Below are 15,691 nucleotides of genomic sequence, written 5' to 3'. Positions count from 1 at the left end.
ATGCGGTGATCCTTACCGTGGACCTGGATAACGAGGTGCCGATCTACCAGCAACTCCGGGATCAAGTAGTGGAGGCGATCGCCGTCGGCGAGCTTCGCCCAGGCAGTCCACTTCCAGCCACGCGGGCACTTGCCGCCGACTCCGGCATCAACTTCCATACGGTGAACAAGGCGTACGACCTCCTGCGGCGGGAAGGCCTTATCCGCCTCAACCGGAAGACCGGTGCGGTGGTCACGGTGCCGGACCCGCATCCGTCCTTCCCAGCGGACTGGGCGGCGCGAGCCAAGACCCTGCTGGCTGAAGCAGTCGCCAAAGGCATGCCCACGGAGGAGCTCCTCGCCACGTGCAGATCCGTCATTGATTCATTCGCGAACAACGAGTTGGAGGACAACTCATGAGCATTGGCATAATTCTGAGCCTCCTGTTGCTGGGATTGGTCCTCCTATTTGCCTTCGTTTTGCCGTCGGTGACCAGCCGTACCGTCCCTTTTGGTGTGCGGATACCAGCCCACCATGCGGCAGATCCCGTAGTAGCAGGCCAAGCCCGGATCTACCGCTGGCGCGTGTTGGTCAGCGGCATCGTCGTGACGGTCTTGGGGGTGGGAACCTTCACCCTGACGGGACAACCCTTACTGCTGCCCGTGTCCGTGCTGGTTCTGATCGGCGTTTGGTACTGGTGCTTTTTCATGGCCAACCAAGGCATCCGGTCCGCCAAAGCCGCGGGAGGCTGGTACGAGGGGGTTCACCAAGGCATTGCGATAGACACCGGACTCCGGACCAATCCACCCCGGTACCCCTGGGTTTGGCTGGCTGGCGCGCTGGCCGTCGTCGTGGTTACAACGGCGCTGGGTGCGCTGATGTATCCTGCCATGCCAAGCGTGCTTGCAGTGCACTATGGCGCCAATGGTGTTCCGAACCGAGTGGTCACGAAGTCTGTTGGCGCAGCCTTCTCCTTGGTCTTTGTGCAGCTTGGAATCAGCGCGTTACTGGGAGGTGCCGCGTTCGCCATTGCCCGCAGCCGGCCGGACATTGACCCGGCACATCCTGCGAGCTCGGCTCGGTGGTCGCGGGAATACATGACGCTTGGCGCGAAAGTGCTACTCGGGCTGCTGACGACGATCAATCTTGCGATGCTCGGCTCGTCATTATTGATGTGGACCGGCACAGTCACCGCGTGGGCTCCGTTGGTGGTGGCGTTGCCCATCCTTGCTGCAGTGGCCGTCACCATTGCGGTTCTTGCCCGAAAGAGCCTCGGACGGGACACCCCCGGGGTGGATACCGGCTTGGCTCACCGCGATGATGACAAGTTCTGGCGCAGTGGCTTGTTCTACATCAACAAGGAAGACCATGCCCTGCTTGTTCCGCGTCGGTTTGGTATCGGGTGGACCGTGAACTTGGGCAATCCCAGAGCGGCCTTCCTCTTGGCCGGTATTTTGGCAGTAATCAGCCTGATCCTCATCCTCCGCTTCGACTCCTAACGTTCGTACCGCACGACACGACCCGCAGTCTGCCTACCCGCCGATCCGCCTCAAGTCGTGTTTGACTAGGCGTTTGTGGCCGGAAGCGGCTGACTGACGTCAATTTCGGGGGATATATGTGTTTTGGGACTGATCGAACCACGAAACCGCACGAGGAACCCGCGGGGGCACCGAGGCGCTAAAGGTGAGTTCATTAACCGCATTCCCCTGGCAAGACGGCGTCGCGGCCCTTGATCCGCTCTCTGTGCAGGTGTGCTTGGGCATTGTCACGGTGACACTCCTGATTCTTTCCGGGGCTTCGTACCGCCGAACGCGGTCAGCCTCTGCAGGGTGGTGGTGCGTGTCCCTGCTCCTTCTCATGGCCGGGCGCTCCACGCTACTCTTCTGCGACCCCACATGGCTGGCTTGGGCTTGCCACGTCGGAATGGCCTTGATGGTTGCAGGTGTGTTCTGCATCTGGGCCGGCGCCCGAGCCGTCTGCGGCCGCGAGGGCCACCCCTGGCCCATCCCTGTGGCAGCCGGAATCGCCGCCGTCTGCTCCTTCCTCGAAAACCCCTTCACCGATCTTTGGTCCGGCGGCTTCGCGTATCTGGGCCTCATGCTGGCGGGCATGACTATGGCAACAGTGGAATTCTGGTTCGCCCCCTCAGAACGTGCGCGGGCCACCAGGCTTGTTGCCACCACCGCCGGACTGACGGCCGCATACTTCCTTGCCCGCTGGCTTAGCTATGCAGCAGAGGGAGCCGCCGGCGAAGATTTTAAGCGCTATTTCGGTCCTGCTCCGGCAGGCGTGGTCTTTTTGGTACTCCTCATTACGGCGTCCTTCAGCATGAGCAACCTCAGCCATGAGCAACTGCACGATAAGCTGCGCCGACGGGCGGAGAAGGACCATCTGACGGGGCTCCTCAACCGGGGAGCCTTCCTGGACCTGGCCGGTGCTGTGCTGAGTCGGGCCGAGACAAAAGCATCCGGAGCGGCGCTGATCCTGGCGGACCTGGACCACTTCAAGGCCATCAACGATGACTACGGGCACGCGGCTGGAGACGCAGCGCTGAAGGCGTTCGCCAAGGCCTGCTCAGCATCGGTCCGTTCCTCTGACGTGCTTGGCCGGTACGGGGGCGAAGAGTTCATCGCACTGTTGCCGGGCGCATCGCAGCAGCGCGCAGAGGAGATCGCCTCGGAGATCAGCGACAGGTTGGCCGCCACGGAAGGACCGAACGGCATGCCATTGCCGACCGTCAGCTACGGAGTCACGTCCAGCACCGGCGGCTGGGTGGACCTCGCGTTCATGATCAGCGTGGCGGACGCGGCCTTGTATAGCGCCAAGGCGCAAGGGCGGGACAGGGTGGTCGGCGACCGAGCGCCCCATGCAGCGCCGGATTCCCTGGCCCGCGAGGGCCAGCCCTAACAAAACCAGGCAACCGTGAATGAAAAGCCTCTCCGTCCCGGGCAAAATCGCCGGAACGGAGGGGTTCATGGAGCCCCCTGTCGGATTCGAACTGACAGGATCGTGTCTAGGAGGTCAGGTGCTCCGCGAGAGCTACATGCCCTTCCGGGATGGGGACAAGCCGACTCAGCTGCGTCACGTGGCGTGGTTCGAGTTCGTCGAGCGAGGAGACACCGAGCAGGCTCATCGTGCGTTCTATCTCACTGCGAAGAATCTCGATCATGCGGTCCACACCGTCTCGCCCACCAGCCATGAGGCCGTAGAGGTAGGCTCGCCCGACGAGCGTGAACTTCGCCCCGAGCGTACGAAATCGTCGGATCCATTGCCGAGTTCAGCAGGTCACCCATGGTACCTCCGGTCGAGGACAGCGAGGCAAATTCCAGCTTGGGAGTCGTTAGGAAATTCATCCACCACCATGGGCGGGGTATGGCGTTCATGACCGTACCCGCGGTGAGCTGGGGAGGGATTGAAAATCCATTGCGTTTGTCGCGCATCCGAAACCCGGCGACAGGGACATGGACAGTGAACATGAGCGTGTCGAAGCCAGCACGCGCAGCGCGTTCAACAAGGCCGTAAGAGATCTCGCGCTCACGCATGACGTAGAGCTGGAACCAGTTGCGGCCGCCGGGGTTTAGCGGCTTTGACCTGTTCGATCGATGTTGTCCCCAGCGTGGACAAGGTGAAGGGAATGCCGGCAGCCCCGGCGGCTCCAGCTCCCGCAATTTCCCCCTCGGTTTGCATGAGACGAGTAAACCCGGTTGGAGCGATCCCAAAAGGCAGCGCGGAGAGGTCGCCGAGGACCTCGATCGAAGTGTCGACGTGCTGCAATGACCGCGATGACGCCGTCTCAGTGCACTACCGGACGGCCGCCGAACTTAGTTTGCGGTCTCCATGTAATACCCGCGAATGTGCTGGCGGACAAGTTCAGCAGCTGCTGCCCGGTCACCGCGGCGGAGCGCGTCCAAGATTGCATGGTGTTCGGAACGCAGGCGTGTGACGGTGCTGTCCCAGTCCGGGAGCGCTTGGGCGCGGGCGAGTGTGTGATCTGCAATGGAAGCGCGGAGGGCATCCATGAGCGTGCTAATGAGGGGATTTCCGGCGGCGCGCGAAACTGTTACGTGGAACTCGGCGTCGAGAAGAAGGAAATCCTGGATAGGAGTACCGGAGTCGTCCATGAGCTTAAGCAGCCGCTCAGCAGCGTCCCAGTCTCCCCCATCAGGATTCGAGTGCTCCGCAGCCCATGTCTCAAGCAGCAATCGCACCTCATACACGTGTGAGTGCTCTACGTGGCTCGTCGCTAACTGCAGGTTCAGCGCCAGTGCCAACGCCTGCTCGGGTGCCGCAGTCACGACGGTGCCCGAACGCGGCCCGGAACCAGTGGTCGCCTGAATTGTTCCAAGGGCCTCAAGAACCCTTAATGCCTCACGCAACGAGCTCCGAGAGACTTGCAACGTTTCAGCCAGCGCCCGTTCACTCGGAAGGTGGTCGCCGATTCGAAGACGACCGCTCGACAGTTCTGCGGTCACCCAGTTCATCACTGCTTCGTGCGCTTTCATCTCCATCGATTATTGCAGGTCAAGCACACCACCACTCGACATCCCGGTGGTGAGCACGGTGACGGGAGCCCGCTTGGCCCGGCACGGGTATCGGTCCGCGGGCGGCCTCCGCCCGTTAGTCCGCTGGTGTCGTCAGGCTTCCTGAAGGCGTGCCCTAAGCGCGTAGTGCCCTGCTTTTCAAACAAGAAACCCCTCCATCCCGGGCAAAATCGCCGGAACGGAGGGGTTCGTGGAGCCCCCTGTCGGATTCGAACCGACGACCCCCGCTTTACAAGAGCGGTGCTCTGGCCAACTGAGCTAAGGAGGCGAAACCGCGCGGCATTCGTGGGGCAACAGCAGTGACCCCTGCCAACAAAACGGCGCTAGATAAGGGTAGCCCAGACAATCCCCGCACGGAAATTCGGCGATCGGCCACTAGCCGGAACCGCAACGGTCCCACCAAGTGCCCGATCGCCGTCGTGCTTTGACTGAACTTACTTCTTGGCGTCAATCGCGGCTTGGACCACAGCGTTGAAGTCGCTGGTACCGTCCCACTGCTTGCCGTCAACGAACACCGTCGGGGTGCCGGAGACTCCGATAGCGGCGGCCTCTTGCGTTGCCACCTTCACAAAGGGCCGGAATTGTTTGCTGTCCACGCAGGAATCGATGTTCGCCGCACCGACTTCTGTGGCCATCGACTTCAGGTCCTTGTCCGCGATGCCTGCGCTGCCTTCAGCCGGCTGACGGGAGTAAAGGAGGTTGAAGTAATCTGCGTACTTATCCGGGGATACGTTGGCAACGCACGCCGCTGCATTGGCCGCGCGGGACGAGTAGTTGGTGGTGGAGGAGGCGTCCAGGAAGCCGATCGGCCTGTACTCGAGGGAGATCTTGCCGTCGTTACGGAACTTGGTCAGCGCATCGCTGTAAGTCGTTTCAAATTTCTTGCAGATGGGGCAGATAAAGTCGACGTACGCGATGACCTTCACAGGCTTACCGGCCTCAGGAGCGCCGCCAGGAACTGCAATGGTGGTTGGCTTGGTGGCCGGGGCGGAGGGAACATCGGCGACGTTGACCGTAGTGGGGTCCACCTTGACCACGTTGCTGTTTGCCAGGAGGGTGACGCCGCCGTGAGCGTTGGCGTTGGCCGGCGTCGGGCCCTTGTCAGCGATGGGAGCGTTCTGCTGGACGCTGTTCAAGACGACCAAGGCGATGACGGTGATGATCGCGACAACGGCTACCACGATGCCCCAACCGATGAGGAGTTTGTTGCGCTTGTCCTTCTTCACCTGCGCTTCGCGGATCTGGCGCGCTCTTTCCCGGGCCTGGGCGGTCTTCTCAGCCTTGGACAGGCGGGGTTCGTTTGCGGGACTCATCAATTCCTCGGGTTACTCGACGTCGTACGGATAGCTAGGGCAACGGGGACAGTTTACGGGAGCCAACCCGGAGCTTGACCGCACCTTGCCGACTCCCGTTGTTGAACGATCAACTGCCGCAGAAGATTCCGCTAGTAGGCTGGAAGGTGAGTCACAGCAACCCCAGGGAGCATTAATGCAGGAACCGGCAAGCCAAAAACTCACAACCGAGCAAAGCGGCAAGACGCCACACGCTCAACAGCCGTCTGCCAACTCGTTCGATTTCATGGTGGTCTCCAACAGGCTGCCGGTCGATCGCTGCAGCACCGACGGCAATGACGACGGCGGCGACGGCTGGCGCAGGTCCCCCGGCGGGCTCGTCACTGCGCTCGCGCCCATGATGACCAAGTCCGACGGCGCGTGGGTGGGATGGCACGGGGCTCCTGATGAGACCGTTGATCCGTTCAGCCACGAAGGAATGGACCTGGTCCCGGTTCAGCTGAGCAGCCACGAAGTTGAGCTTTATTACGAGGGCTTCTCCAACGCGACTATTTGGCCTTTGTACCATGACGTCATCGCGCCTCCGGAATTCCACCGAACATGGTGGGACTCGTACCGTCAGGTCAACAGGAAATTCGCCGACGCCGTCCTTCACCACGCCGCCGACGGTGCCACGGTGTGGGTCCAGGACTATCAACTCCAACTGGTTCCCCGCATGCTGCGTGAAGCACGCCCGGACCTGAAGATCGGCTTCTTCAACCACATACCGTTCCCGCCCCCGGAGATCTTCGCGCAGCTTCCCTGGCGCCGCGAAATCATTGACGGGCTGCTGGGCGCTGACCTTTTGGGCTTCCAACGTCCAAGCGACGCCGGCAACTTCATGCGTTCCGCGCGGCGGTTCCTCGGTGCGAGCGTCAAGCAACAGCAGATCCACGTCAAGGGCCCCGACGGCAAGGTCACCCACATTGCCCGGGCACAAGCCTTCCCGATCTCCATCGACGTGGATCAGATCAGGGAGCTTGCCGCCAAGCCCGAGATCATTGAGCGCGCCCGGCAGATCCGGAGGGATCTGGGCGACCCCAAGACGGTCCTTCTTGGAGTGGACCGGCTGGACTACACCAAGGGCATCGGGCACCGGCTCAAAGCCTTCGAGGAACTCCTGCGCGATGGCAGCATCAAAGTTGAAGACGCCACCCTCATCCAAGTAGCGAGTCCCAGCCGTGAGCGCGTGGAACAATACAGGCTTCTGCGCGAGGAAATCGAAGGAACCGTGGGCCACATCAACGGCACCTACGACACCATCCAAAACACGGCCGTCCGGTACCTTCACCACAGCTACCCGGTGGAGGAGATGGTGGCCCTTTACCTCGCCGCCGACGTCATGTTGGTAACCGCCCTCCGTGATGGCATGAACTTGGTCGCCAAGGAATACGTCACCGCCCGGTCTGAAGACGACGGCGCACTGGTCCTGAGCGAGTTCGCCGGCGCCGCGGACCAGTTGAAGCAGGCACTCCTCATTAACCCCCACGACATCGACGGCCTGAAGTCCGCCATTTTGAAGGCAATCAATCTGCCTCCCAGGGAAGCGCGTCGCCGCATGAAGCTCATGCGCAAGCAGATCCTTGACCACGACGTCGACTACTGGTCCGCGGAGTTCCTAGCCGCGCTTGAGGAGAAAGTGGTTCGTGATGACAGCTGAGCAGTCATTGACGCTTGCCCCCGAACTCTTGGACGCCATCCGCAAGATTGCCGCTACGGACCACCTCTTGGTGGCTTTGGACTTTGACGGCACGCTGTCTCCGCTGGTTGACCGCGCGGAGGATGCGCGTCCCCTGCCGCGCTCGGCAGCAGCTTTTGCTGACCTCGCCGAGCTTCCCCGCACGACGACGGCACTCATTTCGGGCCGGGCATTGGACAGTTTGCGGCTGGTCGCCTCGCCTCCCGCGAACACGTTGCTGATCGGTAGCCACGGAGCTGAAGTGTGGCTGGGCGAGGGGTCGGTCGGCCTGGAGTTGGACGAGGACCAACGCGCAAGGCTGTCGGCGGTCCGCGAGGTTCTCGCGGACATCGTCAAGCAAGCTCCGGGGACGGTGCTCGAAGACAAGCCAGCCGGCGTCGTCCTCCACACCAGAATGGCGGACGACGACGTTGCCGAAGACGCCGTCGAAGCCGCTACACGTGTGCTCAGCGACCATCCCGGCGTCTACCTCAAGACGGGTAAACGGGTCTTGGAGACCTCGGTAGTCCAGGCATCAAAGGGTGAGGCCGTGGAGTTCCTGCGGCAAGCCACGGGAGCTACCGCCATTCTGTTCGCCGGAGATGACGTGACTGATGAGGACGCGCTCGGCAGGCTCAGTGGCGATGATCTGGGCGTCAAGGTGGGCCTCGATTTCACCCAGGCCCAGTACCGCGTCGAGGCTCCGATACATGTTGCCGAATTGCTGGAAGCCCTACTTCGGGAGCGCCGCCGTCTTACAACAGAAGGCTAGTGCGTGACCAGTCACACATGTGACGTTCGTAACGTTTAGGTAGTTCATGCATAAATCTGACATACTCTTGAGTGTGATGTGACGCACAGTACCGTGCGGCGTCACACGATCCTCCCCGGCCCTCGGCCGGGGAGTTCAACTGAAGAAAATGAACCATTCACAACGGATCGTCCGGCACGTACCTGCCGGTGAAGGGATTGATAACTGTGGCTACAGTTACTTTTGATAACGCTACGCGTCTGTACCCGGGCACAGATAAGCCCGCCGTCGATAAGCTCAACATCGACATCGCCGATGGCGAATTCCTGGTCCTCGTTGGACCCTCCGGTTGCGGTAAATCCACCTCGCTGCGCATGCTCGCAGGCCTTGAGGATGTCAACGCCGGCCGCATCCTGATTGGTGATCGCGACGTCACCGATGTTCCGCCGAAGGATCGCGATATCGCGATGGTTTTCCAGAACTACGCTCTGTACCCGCACATGACCGTCGCCGACAACATGGGCTTCGCACTGAAGATCGCGGGCGTTTCCAAGGAAGAGCGCGCAGAGCGTGTCCGCGAAGCCGCCAAGCTTCTGGACCTTGAGCAGTACCTGGACCGCAAGCCGAAGGCACTCTCCGGTGGCCAGCGCCAGCGTGTTGCCATGGGCCGTGCAATCGTCCGTAACCCGCAGGTCTTCCTCATGGATGAGCCGCTTTCCAACCTTGACGCCAAGCTCCGCGTTCAGACCCGCACGCAGATCGCTTCCCTGACCCGGCGTCTTGGGGTTACCACCGTCTACGTGACCCACGACCAGGTCGAGGCCATGACCATGGGTGACCGCGTGGCAGTCCTGAAGGATGGCCTCCTCCAGCAGGTCGACACGCCGCGCAACCTGTACGACCGCCCGGTGAACGTCTTTGTTGCAGGCTTCATCGGCTCCCCCGCCATGAACCTCTTGGAACTTCCCGTGGTTGACGGCGGCGTTCAGTTCGGCGGTACAGTCTACCCCGTGCCGCGCAATGTGCTCGAAGAAGCTCACGGACAGACGGTCACCGTCGGTTCCCGTCCGGAAGACCTCGAGACCGTCGGGAACGGCGAAGGACTCCAGGTTGAGGTCGACGTCGTCGAAGAACTCGGCGCGGACGCCTACGTTTACGGTCACACCATGCTCGACGGCAAGAGCTACGACATCGTGGCACGCGTCGACGGCCGCCGCCCCCCGATGAAGGGCGAGTCCATCTTCGTTCGTCCGCAGTCCGGCCACGTGCACCTGTTCGACACCAAGACAGGCCTGCGTTTGGGCGACTAGCGGATCCGCAGTGTGATAGCGGCCCGACCCCTCCAGGTCGGGCCGCTCTCGCTTTAACCTTCTCCCAGGAAGCACGGCATGAACACGACGGATAACCTGATTCCCCGGCCTTCGCACGTTGAGTTCTCCGATCGGCAGGCCTTCATCCTTTCGCCGACGGCACGGATCATTGCGAACGGCAGCTCCGCACCGGCAGCGGAACAGCTTGCCTCACAGCTTCGACGCGGTACCGGCTTCGCCTTGCCCCTGGCCGAAGACCGCGAAAGCGGTGACATCATCCTCGCGTTGGAGGAAAAGTTCGACGGCGGCCCTGAGGCTTACACACTCTCCGCCACCGAAGACAGGGTCCTCATCACAGCAGCCACTGGCGCCGGGCTTTTCAACGGAGTCCAAACCCTACGGCAACTCTTCCCACCCGCATTCGAAGGAAGCCACCCCAGCGCCGGCCACACCACCGCCACCTGGGAAATTCCCGCCGTCGAGATCGCAGACACCCCACGCTTCGCGTACCGCGGCCTGATGCTTGATGTTGCACGCAGCTTCCTCTCCGTGGAGGAGTTGAAGGAGCAGATCGACATCATGGCCCAGTTCAAACTCAACGCCCTGCACCTGCACCTCACGGACGATCAGGCGTGGCGGATCGAAATTCTTGAGCCAGCGGAGAACCCGTCTGGGCTGGACTACCCCCAGCTCACAGCGGTGGGCGGGGCCGGTGCCGTTGAGGTAGCCACAGCGGTTCCTCCCCGCGGTAAGTCCGGCTTCTACACCCAGCAAGACTTCAGGGACATCCAGGCCTACGCGGCCAGTAAGAACGTCCTGGTGGTGCCCGAAATCGACCTACCGGGCCACGTCAACGCAGCCCTCGCGGCGATCCCCCAGCTCAACCCGGACGGCCAATCCAAGCCCATGAGCACCACGGCGGAGGTGGGTTGGTCGACCATGACCGCGGATTTGCCTGCCACCTACGAATTCGTCCGTGAGGTCCTCCGCCAGCTTGCTGAGATCACAACTGGGCCTTACCTCCACATCGGTGGCGATGAAGCCCACGTCACCGGCCACGACGACTACGTCGCTATGGTGCAGCAGTTTGTTCGCATTGCTGCTGAGACCGGAAAAGCCGTGATGGGCTGGAACGAGTACGCCGCCGTCGAGCTGCCAGAACAGGCCGTGGTCCAGTACTGGCACGGCGACTTCGATCCTGTACTCCAGCAGGTTGGGACAAACGGCGTCAAGGTCCTTATGTCTCCGTCCGCGACCACCTACTTGGACCAGAAGTACGGGCCTGACAGCCCGATCGGCCTTTCCTGGGTAGAAGGCGGCCCCTTCACGTGGTCCGAGTACTACAACTGGGATCCCGCCCAGGGCCGTCTGCACGATCAGCACATCCTCGGCGTCGAAGGCCCCTTGTGGTCCGAAACCGTCCGCACCAACCAGCAGGCACAGTGGCTCCTGTACCCGCGAGCCATTTCCTTGGCGGAAGTCGGGTGGACCGGGCAGGAGATGCGCAACGCAGGCGACTTCCGACGTCGTTTGGGTGCCATGGGCGAGCGGCTCGCCAGGCAGGGAGTCGCCTTCCAGGAAGCGCCCGACGTCGACTGGTCGGCCAGGCCTGAGTGGCCCTTCACCGACAGTTCGGCATCCGCCACGGGAGAATACGGAAGAATTGAAGCATGAGCGAGTACAACGAGGCCCAGTGGCACGACGAACCCACCGACTACGGGCAGATCGGCAAGCTCCCCAGGACAAGCTCCGCCAGCGGCCAGGACGCCAGTCCGCCGGCGAGCGTCATCGGTTCCCTTAACATCACCGCAGCAGCAGCGGATCCGGAACTGTTGGATCTGCCGTGGCACATCGCCTTGGAAGATTGGCCCGCCGACAACCTCGCAGCGCTCCCCCGCGGTATCTCCCGTCACATCGTGCGTTTCGCCCACCTGGGCGGTTCAGTGATCGCCATCAAGGAAACGTCCGAGCACGTGGCCCGCCACGAATACCACATGCTGCGGAAGCTCGCCCGGTTGGATGTCCCGTGCGTGGAACCAGTGGCGGTCATTACAGGCCGCACTACTGTGGACGGCAGGCCGTTGAACCCCGTCCTCGTGACCCGCCACCTGAAATTCTCCATGCCCTACCGCGCACTCTTCTCCCAAATGTTGCGCAAGGACACCCTGACGCGGCTCATCGACGCCCAAGCGTTGCTCCTGGTCCGGCTGCATCTGATCGGTTTCTACTGGGGTGACGTCTCGCTGTCCAACACGTTGTTCCGCCGGGATGCGGGCGCCTTTGCGGCCTACCTGGTCGACGCTGAAACGGGCGAGCTCTACCCGGATCTGTCCATGGGCCAGCGTGAGTACGACCTCGAGATTGCCCGCGTGAACATTGCCGGAGAACTGATGGACCTGCTGGACGGCGGGCTCATCGAGGAAAAGGTGGACCCAGTGGCCACCAGTGAACTGATCATGGGCAGTTACCGCCGCCTCTGGACCGAGCTCACGGAGAAGGAGTCCTTTGAGCTCGGCGAACGTTGGCGCGTCGGTGCCCGCATCAGGCGACTGAACGAGCTCGGCTTCGACGTCGGGGAATACGCCATCAAGACGACGGCGGACGGCTCCACCATCCAGCTCCAGCCAAAGGTCGTCGACGCCGGCCACCACCAACGGCGGCTACTGCGGCTTACCGGCTTGGACGCCCAAGAGAACCAGGCTCGCAGGCTCCTCAACGACATGGACCAGTTCCGGGCCGACAACAATCCGGATCTTGACGAGGAAATCAGCGCCCATGCCTGGGTCAGCCAGATCTTCGAGCCGATCGTACGTTCCATCCCCCGGCATCTGGCCGGGAAGCTGGAGCCAGCCGAGGTGGTGCACGAAGTATTAGAGCACCGTTGGTACATGAGCCAGAAGCAGGACAGGTACGTTCCCCTGGCCGAGACCGTGCAGTCCTATCTGGACACCGTGCTCCAGCACCGGCGCGACGAAGCAGCCATCATGCTCAACCCGGACACCGAAATGCTCAAGATCCTCGAGGTCGAAGTCGAGGAGTCCGGGCGCTACGACGACGAAGCTGAAGAGGAATACCCGGACTCCGACGACTGAAGGCCTGGGGCCGTAACAAGGGAATCGGGACGGGCGAATCGCGACGGGCGAATCGCGACAAGGCGGGGATTTACTCGTTGCGTGCGCTGGGCGCTTCGTCCAAGGGCGTCCACCAGGTCACCGGCGGTGTTACTGTAAAGCGCCGGCCAGTCACCTTGCTTGGCGTGATCCTGATGAAGTGGTCCTTTTGCCCTGCCTCCCAGGGGAACAGGAGTAGCCCCACTGTGTCCAGCACTTCCTCGGTGAGTTTCACGGCTGAGGCGTTTCCTTTGATTACTACGCTCCACGCAACACCGGTTTCGGCATTGACGCCGTCGGCTTCCATGGCGACAGGACCTTCGCTGAGTGCTGCGTGAAGCTTGGTGCCTTCGCCCGTACGGAAGACAAGAGTTCCATGGTCGACCTTGTAGTTCACAGGGAAGATGTCCGGCTCGCTGTCAACGACGACGGCGAGCCGGCCCACAGAAACTCCGCGCAGGAGGTCCCAGCATTGATGGGTCTCCAAAATTTCGGTAGCGGGTTTGTTCGTCATAGGGCGAGGATACGCCAGCCCCTGACGCGCCAACAGGCCTCCGATGGGCACCAAGGCCCCGCGTGGCTCCTCAATCCCGCTAGATGGCTTTCCCTGGGTTTAGTATGCCGGCGGGGTCCAGGAGTTCCTTGATGCGGCGTTGCAATGTGCGTACTGGTTCGGGCTGTTCCTGGCCCAGCCACCGCAGCTTGTACTGCCCGATACCGTGCTCGCCGGTAATCGTTCCGCCCATCTCCAGCCCCACGCGGATGGACTCATCGAGGGCGGCGTTGAGCCGGAGTCGGGCGTGCTCATCAGTCACCGGATCAACCCGCTCCATCCAAAATGTTGGATGGAGATTGCCGTCGCCCGCATGCGCCACTACCTTGAGTCGAACCTGGAAGCGTGAAGCCATGGCCTCAAGCTCGGCAACGAAGTCCACCAAGCGGGAGCGCGGCACTGCAATGTCTTCGCCCACTCGGAACTCATCGTCCATCTCCACGCCACGGCTGCTCCGGCGAAGTTCCACCAACATCTCAGCTTCTGCGCTGGCTTCGGTGGTTACTGTGGCCCCGCCGTCGGCCAGGACGCGCCGAACCACATCCGCCTCCGCGTCCGCGCCGAAACCATCGGTCTGGATCAGCAGCAGCGACCGGCCACGCTTCTGGAGGTCACTGCCGTGCAGTTTGTCCAGCTGCTCCAGCGTGCCGCTATCCAGGAGTTCCATGATTGCCGGCTGCACACGGGCCCTTCCCACAGCCAGAACACCGGCGGCCGCGCTGCGGAAGTCCCCGTAGAACGCAGCCATGGTCCGCACCACGGAAGGCAGGTACTTCAGCCGAACGGTCACCCCCACCACAATGCCCAGCGTTCCCTCCGAGCCGACCATCAGTGCCGTCAGGTCATAGCCTGCAACGCCTTTGAAAGTCTGGTGGCCCGTGTGGATCAAAGAACCATCAGCCAGCACCACGTACAACGCAAGGACAGAGTCCCGCGTCACGCCGTATTTGGCGCACCGCAGCCCCCCGGCGTTGGTGGCCACATTTCCCCCGATGGTGGATATCTTGTAGCTTGCAGGGTCCGGCGCGTACATCAGGCCGTGACCGGCAGCTGCAGCATTGAGGTCCGCGTTGATAACGCCAGGTTCGACGACGGCGGTCTCATCGTCAGGGCTGAGGTCCAGGATACGATTCATGCGCTCAAGGCTCAGCACGATGCAGCCTGGAGTAGCGTGGGCACCTCCCGAAACACCGGTCCCTGCGCCGCGGGCGACTACGGGCACTGCAAAGCGCGCGCAACTGCGAACAACGTGCTGAACGTCCTCAACAGACTCTGCCCATACGACGGCGACAGGAAGGTGACGCTCCAGCAGTGGCCCCTGATCGGCAGAGTACGCCAGAAGAACGCCGCGGTCTTGGGAAAGTTGCCCGACCTCCAAGCCATCGGCCAGCTCCTGCAGGAAGCCATGCGTCATGTCGTGCGCAGGCGGAGGTCCATCGGACGGAGGTCCATCGGCCGGAGGTCCATCGGACGGAGTTCCATCGGTCAAGGGCGTTCCCTGCATGATCTAGCCAACAACTCCGCCCATGAACCGTGTGAATCTCTCTAGTATTCGTGGCCACCTGTCCGCATAGGAATCCCGCGTGGCTAAGGGCTCTTCGGCGCCCTCCCAGCCATCGTGGATGACCCTTACCTCGGTGCCTCCATTTACAGCTCGAAAAACTACGCGGATCTCCGTGGACCAGAGAGCAGTGCTTGCTGGATACCAGTCGGCGTGGAAGGACAAAGGCGGCTGCCAATCATCAATGGTCCCCCAAACCGACGTTCGGCCATCCTCTGCAGTCTCGAGGATGAGGTTCTCCTCGAATTCCACGTGGGCGTCGGCACCAAAGACGCTTAACTCCTCCAACGGCCACCAAAGGTGCGGGTGATCCGTGAAACCCATGAACGCGTGCGATACGTTCGTCGGCACTACTACCGTGAAAACCAAAGGGTCCAGGTCACTGCTGCCTGGCTGGCTCGGGTCTGGTTCCGCTACGGGATGACTGAAGAGGCTTTCCATGAGCACCAACTCTACCTGCGGTGCGGGCGCGCTTAAATGGACAGCGCCTAAATAGACCGGTAGTTAAATGAGAAACCCCCCGAACCGTGTGGTTCGGGGGGTCTCTACCTAAAGTATGTCCGGCGGTGTCCTACTCTCCCACACCCTCCCGGGTGCAGTACCATCGGCGCTGTGGGTCTTAGCTTCCGGGTTCGGAATGGGACCGGGCGTTTCCCCCACGCTATGACCGCCGTAACCTTGTTACCCGTCCCTGCCAAACCCGTGTGGGTTTGTGGGTGGGAAGTATGTTGTGGTTACAACTGTGGTGCTTGGTTGTTATTCAGTTGTGTGTTTTGTTCCCGGGTTGTTGGTTGGGAACCACATAGTGGACGCGTGCAGTGTGTTGTGTGTGGTGTTAGTTGTTGGCCTATTAGTACCGGTCAGCTTCACGAGTCTTT

The 15,691-nt window shown here is 61.9% G+C and carries 13 protein-coding genes, 1 tRNA gene, 1 rRNA gene and 1 pseudogene; 8 read left to right on the top strand and 8 right to left on the bottom strand.

What is annotated here, in order from left to right; translation table 11 throughout:
* Nucleotides 1–5 precede the first annotated feature (5 nt).
* The 3 genes from QRN42_RS00080 to QRN42_RS00070 all read left to right on the top strand — a co-directional run bounded on the left by QRN42_RS00080 (nt 6) and on the right by QRN42_RS00070 (nt 2,885).
* The gene (locus tag QRN42_RS00080; RefSeq protein ID WP_284974106.1) at nt 6–398 is read left to right on the top strand and encodes a GntR family transcriptional regulator; all 393 of its coding nucleotides are present in this window, start codon (nt 6–8) and stop codon (nt 396–398) included.
* Nucleotides 395–1,477, top strand: a complete 1,083-nt coding sequence (locus QRN42_RS00075) for a DUF1648 domain-containing protein (RefSeq protein ID WP_284977454.1) — start codon at nt 395–397, stop codon at nt 1,475–1,477. Before QRN42_RS00080 ends, QRN42_RS00075 begins: the two co-directional genes overlap by 4 nt.
* 184 nt (nt 1,478–1,661) lie before the next feature.
* Nucleotides 1,662–2,885 (top strand): GGDEF domain-containing protein, encoded by a 1,224-nt coding sequence (locus QRN42_RS00070; RefSeq protein ID WP_284977453.1) that lies wholly within the window; start codon nt 1,662–1,664, stop codon nt 2,883–2,885.
* Nucleotides 2,886–2,991: 106 nt separating this feature from the next.
* Here the strand turns inward: QRN42_RS00070 and QRN42_RS00065 are convergent.
* From QRN42_RS00065 to QRN42_RS00050, 4 genes and pseudogenes are all read right to left on the bottom strand, one after another.
* Nucleotides 2,992–3,758: pseudogene (locus QRN42_RS00065) on the bottom strand (alpha-hydroxy acid oxidase); the annotation flags it as partial.
* Between the two features lie 41 nt (nt 3,759–3,799).
* On the bottom strand, nt 3,800–4,480 hold the full coding sequence (locus QRN42_RS00060) for a FadR/GntR family transcriptional regulator (RefSeq protein ID WP_284977452.1): 681 nt from the start codon (nt 4,478–4,480) through the stop codon (nt 3,800–3,802).
* A gap of 230 nt (nt 4,481–4,710) precedes the next feature.
* Nucleotides 4,711–4,787: transfer RNA gene (locus QRN42_RS00055), tRNA-Thr, on the bottom strand.
* Nucleotides 4,788–4,953: 166 nt separating this feature from the next.
* Nucleotides 4,954–5,832, bottom strand: a complete 879-nt coding sequence (locus QRN42_RS00050) for a DsbA family protein (protein WP_284977451.1) — start codon at nt 5,830–5,832, stop codon at nt 4,954–4,956.
* Nucleotides 5,833–6,007: 175 nt separating this feature from the next.
* On the opposite strand from QRN42_RS00050, the gene QRN42_RS00045 reads away from it, so the two are divergent.
* From QRN42_RS00045 to QRN42_RS00025, 5 genes are all read left to right on the top strand, one after another.
* A complete protein-coding gene (locus QRN42_RS00045; protein ID WP_284977450.1) occupies nt 6,008–7,510 on the top strand; it encodes an alpha,alpha-trehalose-phosphate synthase (UDP-forming) in 1,503 nt (500 codons plus the stop codon).
* Nucleotides 7,500–8,300, top strand: a complete 801-nt coding sequence (otsB, locus tag QRN42_RS00040; RefSeq protein ID WP_284977840.1) for a trehalose-phosphatase — start codon at nt 7,500–7,502, stop codon at nt 8,298–8,300. Before QRN42_RS00045 ends, otsB begins: the two co-directional genes overlap by 11 nt.
* A 206-nt stretch (nt 8,301–8,506) precedes the next feature.
* A complete protein-coding gene (locus tag QRN42_RS00035) occupies nt 8,507–9,589 on the top strand; it encodes an ABC transporter ATP-binding protein (RefSeq protein ID WP_284974099.1) in 1,083 nt (360 codons plus the stop codon).
* Nucleotides 9,590–9,667: 78 nt separating this feature from the next.
* The gene (locus tag QRN42_RS00030; protein ID WP_284977449.1) at nt 9,668–11,263 is read left to right on the top strand and encodes a beta-N-acetylhexosaminidase; all 1,596 of its coding nucleotides are present in this window, start codon (nt 9,668–9,670) and stop codon (nt 11,261–11,263) included.
* Complete coding sequence (locus tag QRN42_RS00025) at nt 11,260–12,681, top strand: DUF4032 domain-containing protein (RefSeq protein WP_284977448.1); 1,422 nt, start codon at nt 11,260–11,262, stop codon at nt 12,679–12,681. The genes QRN42_RS00030 and QRN42_RS00025 overlap by 4 nt, the downstream gene beginning before the upstream one ends.
* Nucleotides 12,682–12,751: 70 nt before the next feature.
* Here QRN42_RS00025 and QRN42_RS00020 read toward each other — a convergent pair whose 3' ends face one another.
* The 4 genes from QRN42_RS00020 to rrf all read right to left on the bottom strand — a co-directional run bounded on the left by QRN42_RS00020 (nt 12,752) and on the right by rrf (nt 15,488).
* Nucleotides 12,752–13,213 (bottom strand): pyridoxamine 5'-phosphate oxidase family protein, encoded by a 462-nt coding sequence (locus QRN42_RS00020; RefSeq protein WP_284977447.1) that lies wholly within the window; start codon nt 13,211–13,213, stop codon nt 12,752–12,754.
* A 79-nt stretch (nt 13,214–13,292) separates the two neighbouring features.
* Nucleotides 13,293–14,666 (bottom strand): FAD-binding oxidoreductase, encoded by a 1,374-nt coding sequence (locus QRN42_RS00015; RefSeq protein ID WP_284977446.1) that lies wholly within the window; start codon nt 14,664–14,666, stop codon nt 13,293–13,295.
* Nucleotides 14,667–14,759: 93 nt separating this feature from the next.
* Nucleotides 14,760–15,254: an SRPBCC family protein gene (locus QRN42_RS00010; RefSeq protein ID WP_284977445.1), complete on the bottom strand. Its 495-nt coding sequence runs from the start codon at nt 15,252–15,254 to the stop codon at nt 14,760–14,762.
* Nucleotides 15,255–15,371: 117 nt separating this feature from the next.
* Nucleotides 15,372–15,488: ribosomal RNA gene (rrf, locus tag QRN42_RS00005) — 5S ribosomal RNA — on the bottom strand.
* Nucleotides 15,489–15,691: the final 203 nt, after the last annotated feature.

The organism is Arthrobacter sp. fls2-241-R2A-200 (genome assembly GCF_030209745.1).
Classification (GTDB): Bacteria; Actinomycetota; Actinomycetes; order Actinomycetales; family Micrococcaceae; genus Arthrobacter.
The sequence above is the reverse complement of the archived record's forward strand: the minus strand, read 5'-3'. Positions and strand labels throughout refer to the sequence as shown.

Coding starts and splice junctions, on each gene's coding strand:
- QRN42_RS00075 (WP_284977454.1), top strand. CDS start 395: ATGAGCATTGGCATAATTCTGAGCCTCCTGTTGCTGGGATTGGTCCTC.
- QRN42_RS00060 (WP_284977452.1), bottom strand. CDS start 4,480: ATGAAAGCGCACGAAGCAGTGATGAACTGGGTGACCGCAGAACTGTCG.
- QRN42_RS00050 (WP_284977451.1), bottom strand. CDS start 5,832: ATGAGTCCCGCAAACGAACCCCGCCTGTCCAAGGCTGAGAAGACCGCC.
- QRN42_RS00045 (WP_284977450.1), top strand. CDS start 6,008: ATGCAGGAACCGGCAAGCCAAAAACTCACAACCGAGCAAAGCGGCAAG.
- otsB (WP_284977840.1), top strand. CDS start 7,500: ATGACAGCTGAGCAGTCATTGACGCTTGCCCCCGAACTCTTGGACGCC.
- QRN42_RS00030 (WP_284977449.1), top strand. CDS start 9,668: ATGAACACGACGGATAACCTGATTCCCCGGCCTTCGCACGTTGAGTTC.
- QRN42_RS00025 (WP_284977448.1), top strand. CDS start 11,260: ATGAGCGAGTACAACGAGGCCCAGTGGCACGACGAACCCACCGACTAC.
- QRN42_RS00020 (WP_284977447.1), bottom strand. CDS start 13,213: ATGACGAACAAACCCGCTACCGAAATTTTGGAGACCCATCAATGCTGG.
- QRN42_RS00015 (WP_284977446.1), bottom strand. CDS start 14,666: ATGACGCATGGCTTCCTGCAGGAGCTGGCCGATGGCTTGGAGGTCGGG.
- QRN42_RS00010 (WP_284977445.1), bottom strand. CDS start 15,254: ATGGAAAGCCTCTTCAGTCATCCCGTAGCGGAACCAGACCCGAGCCAG.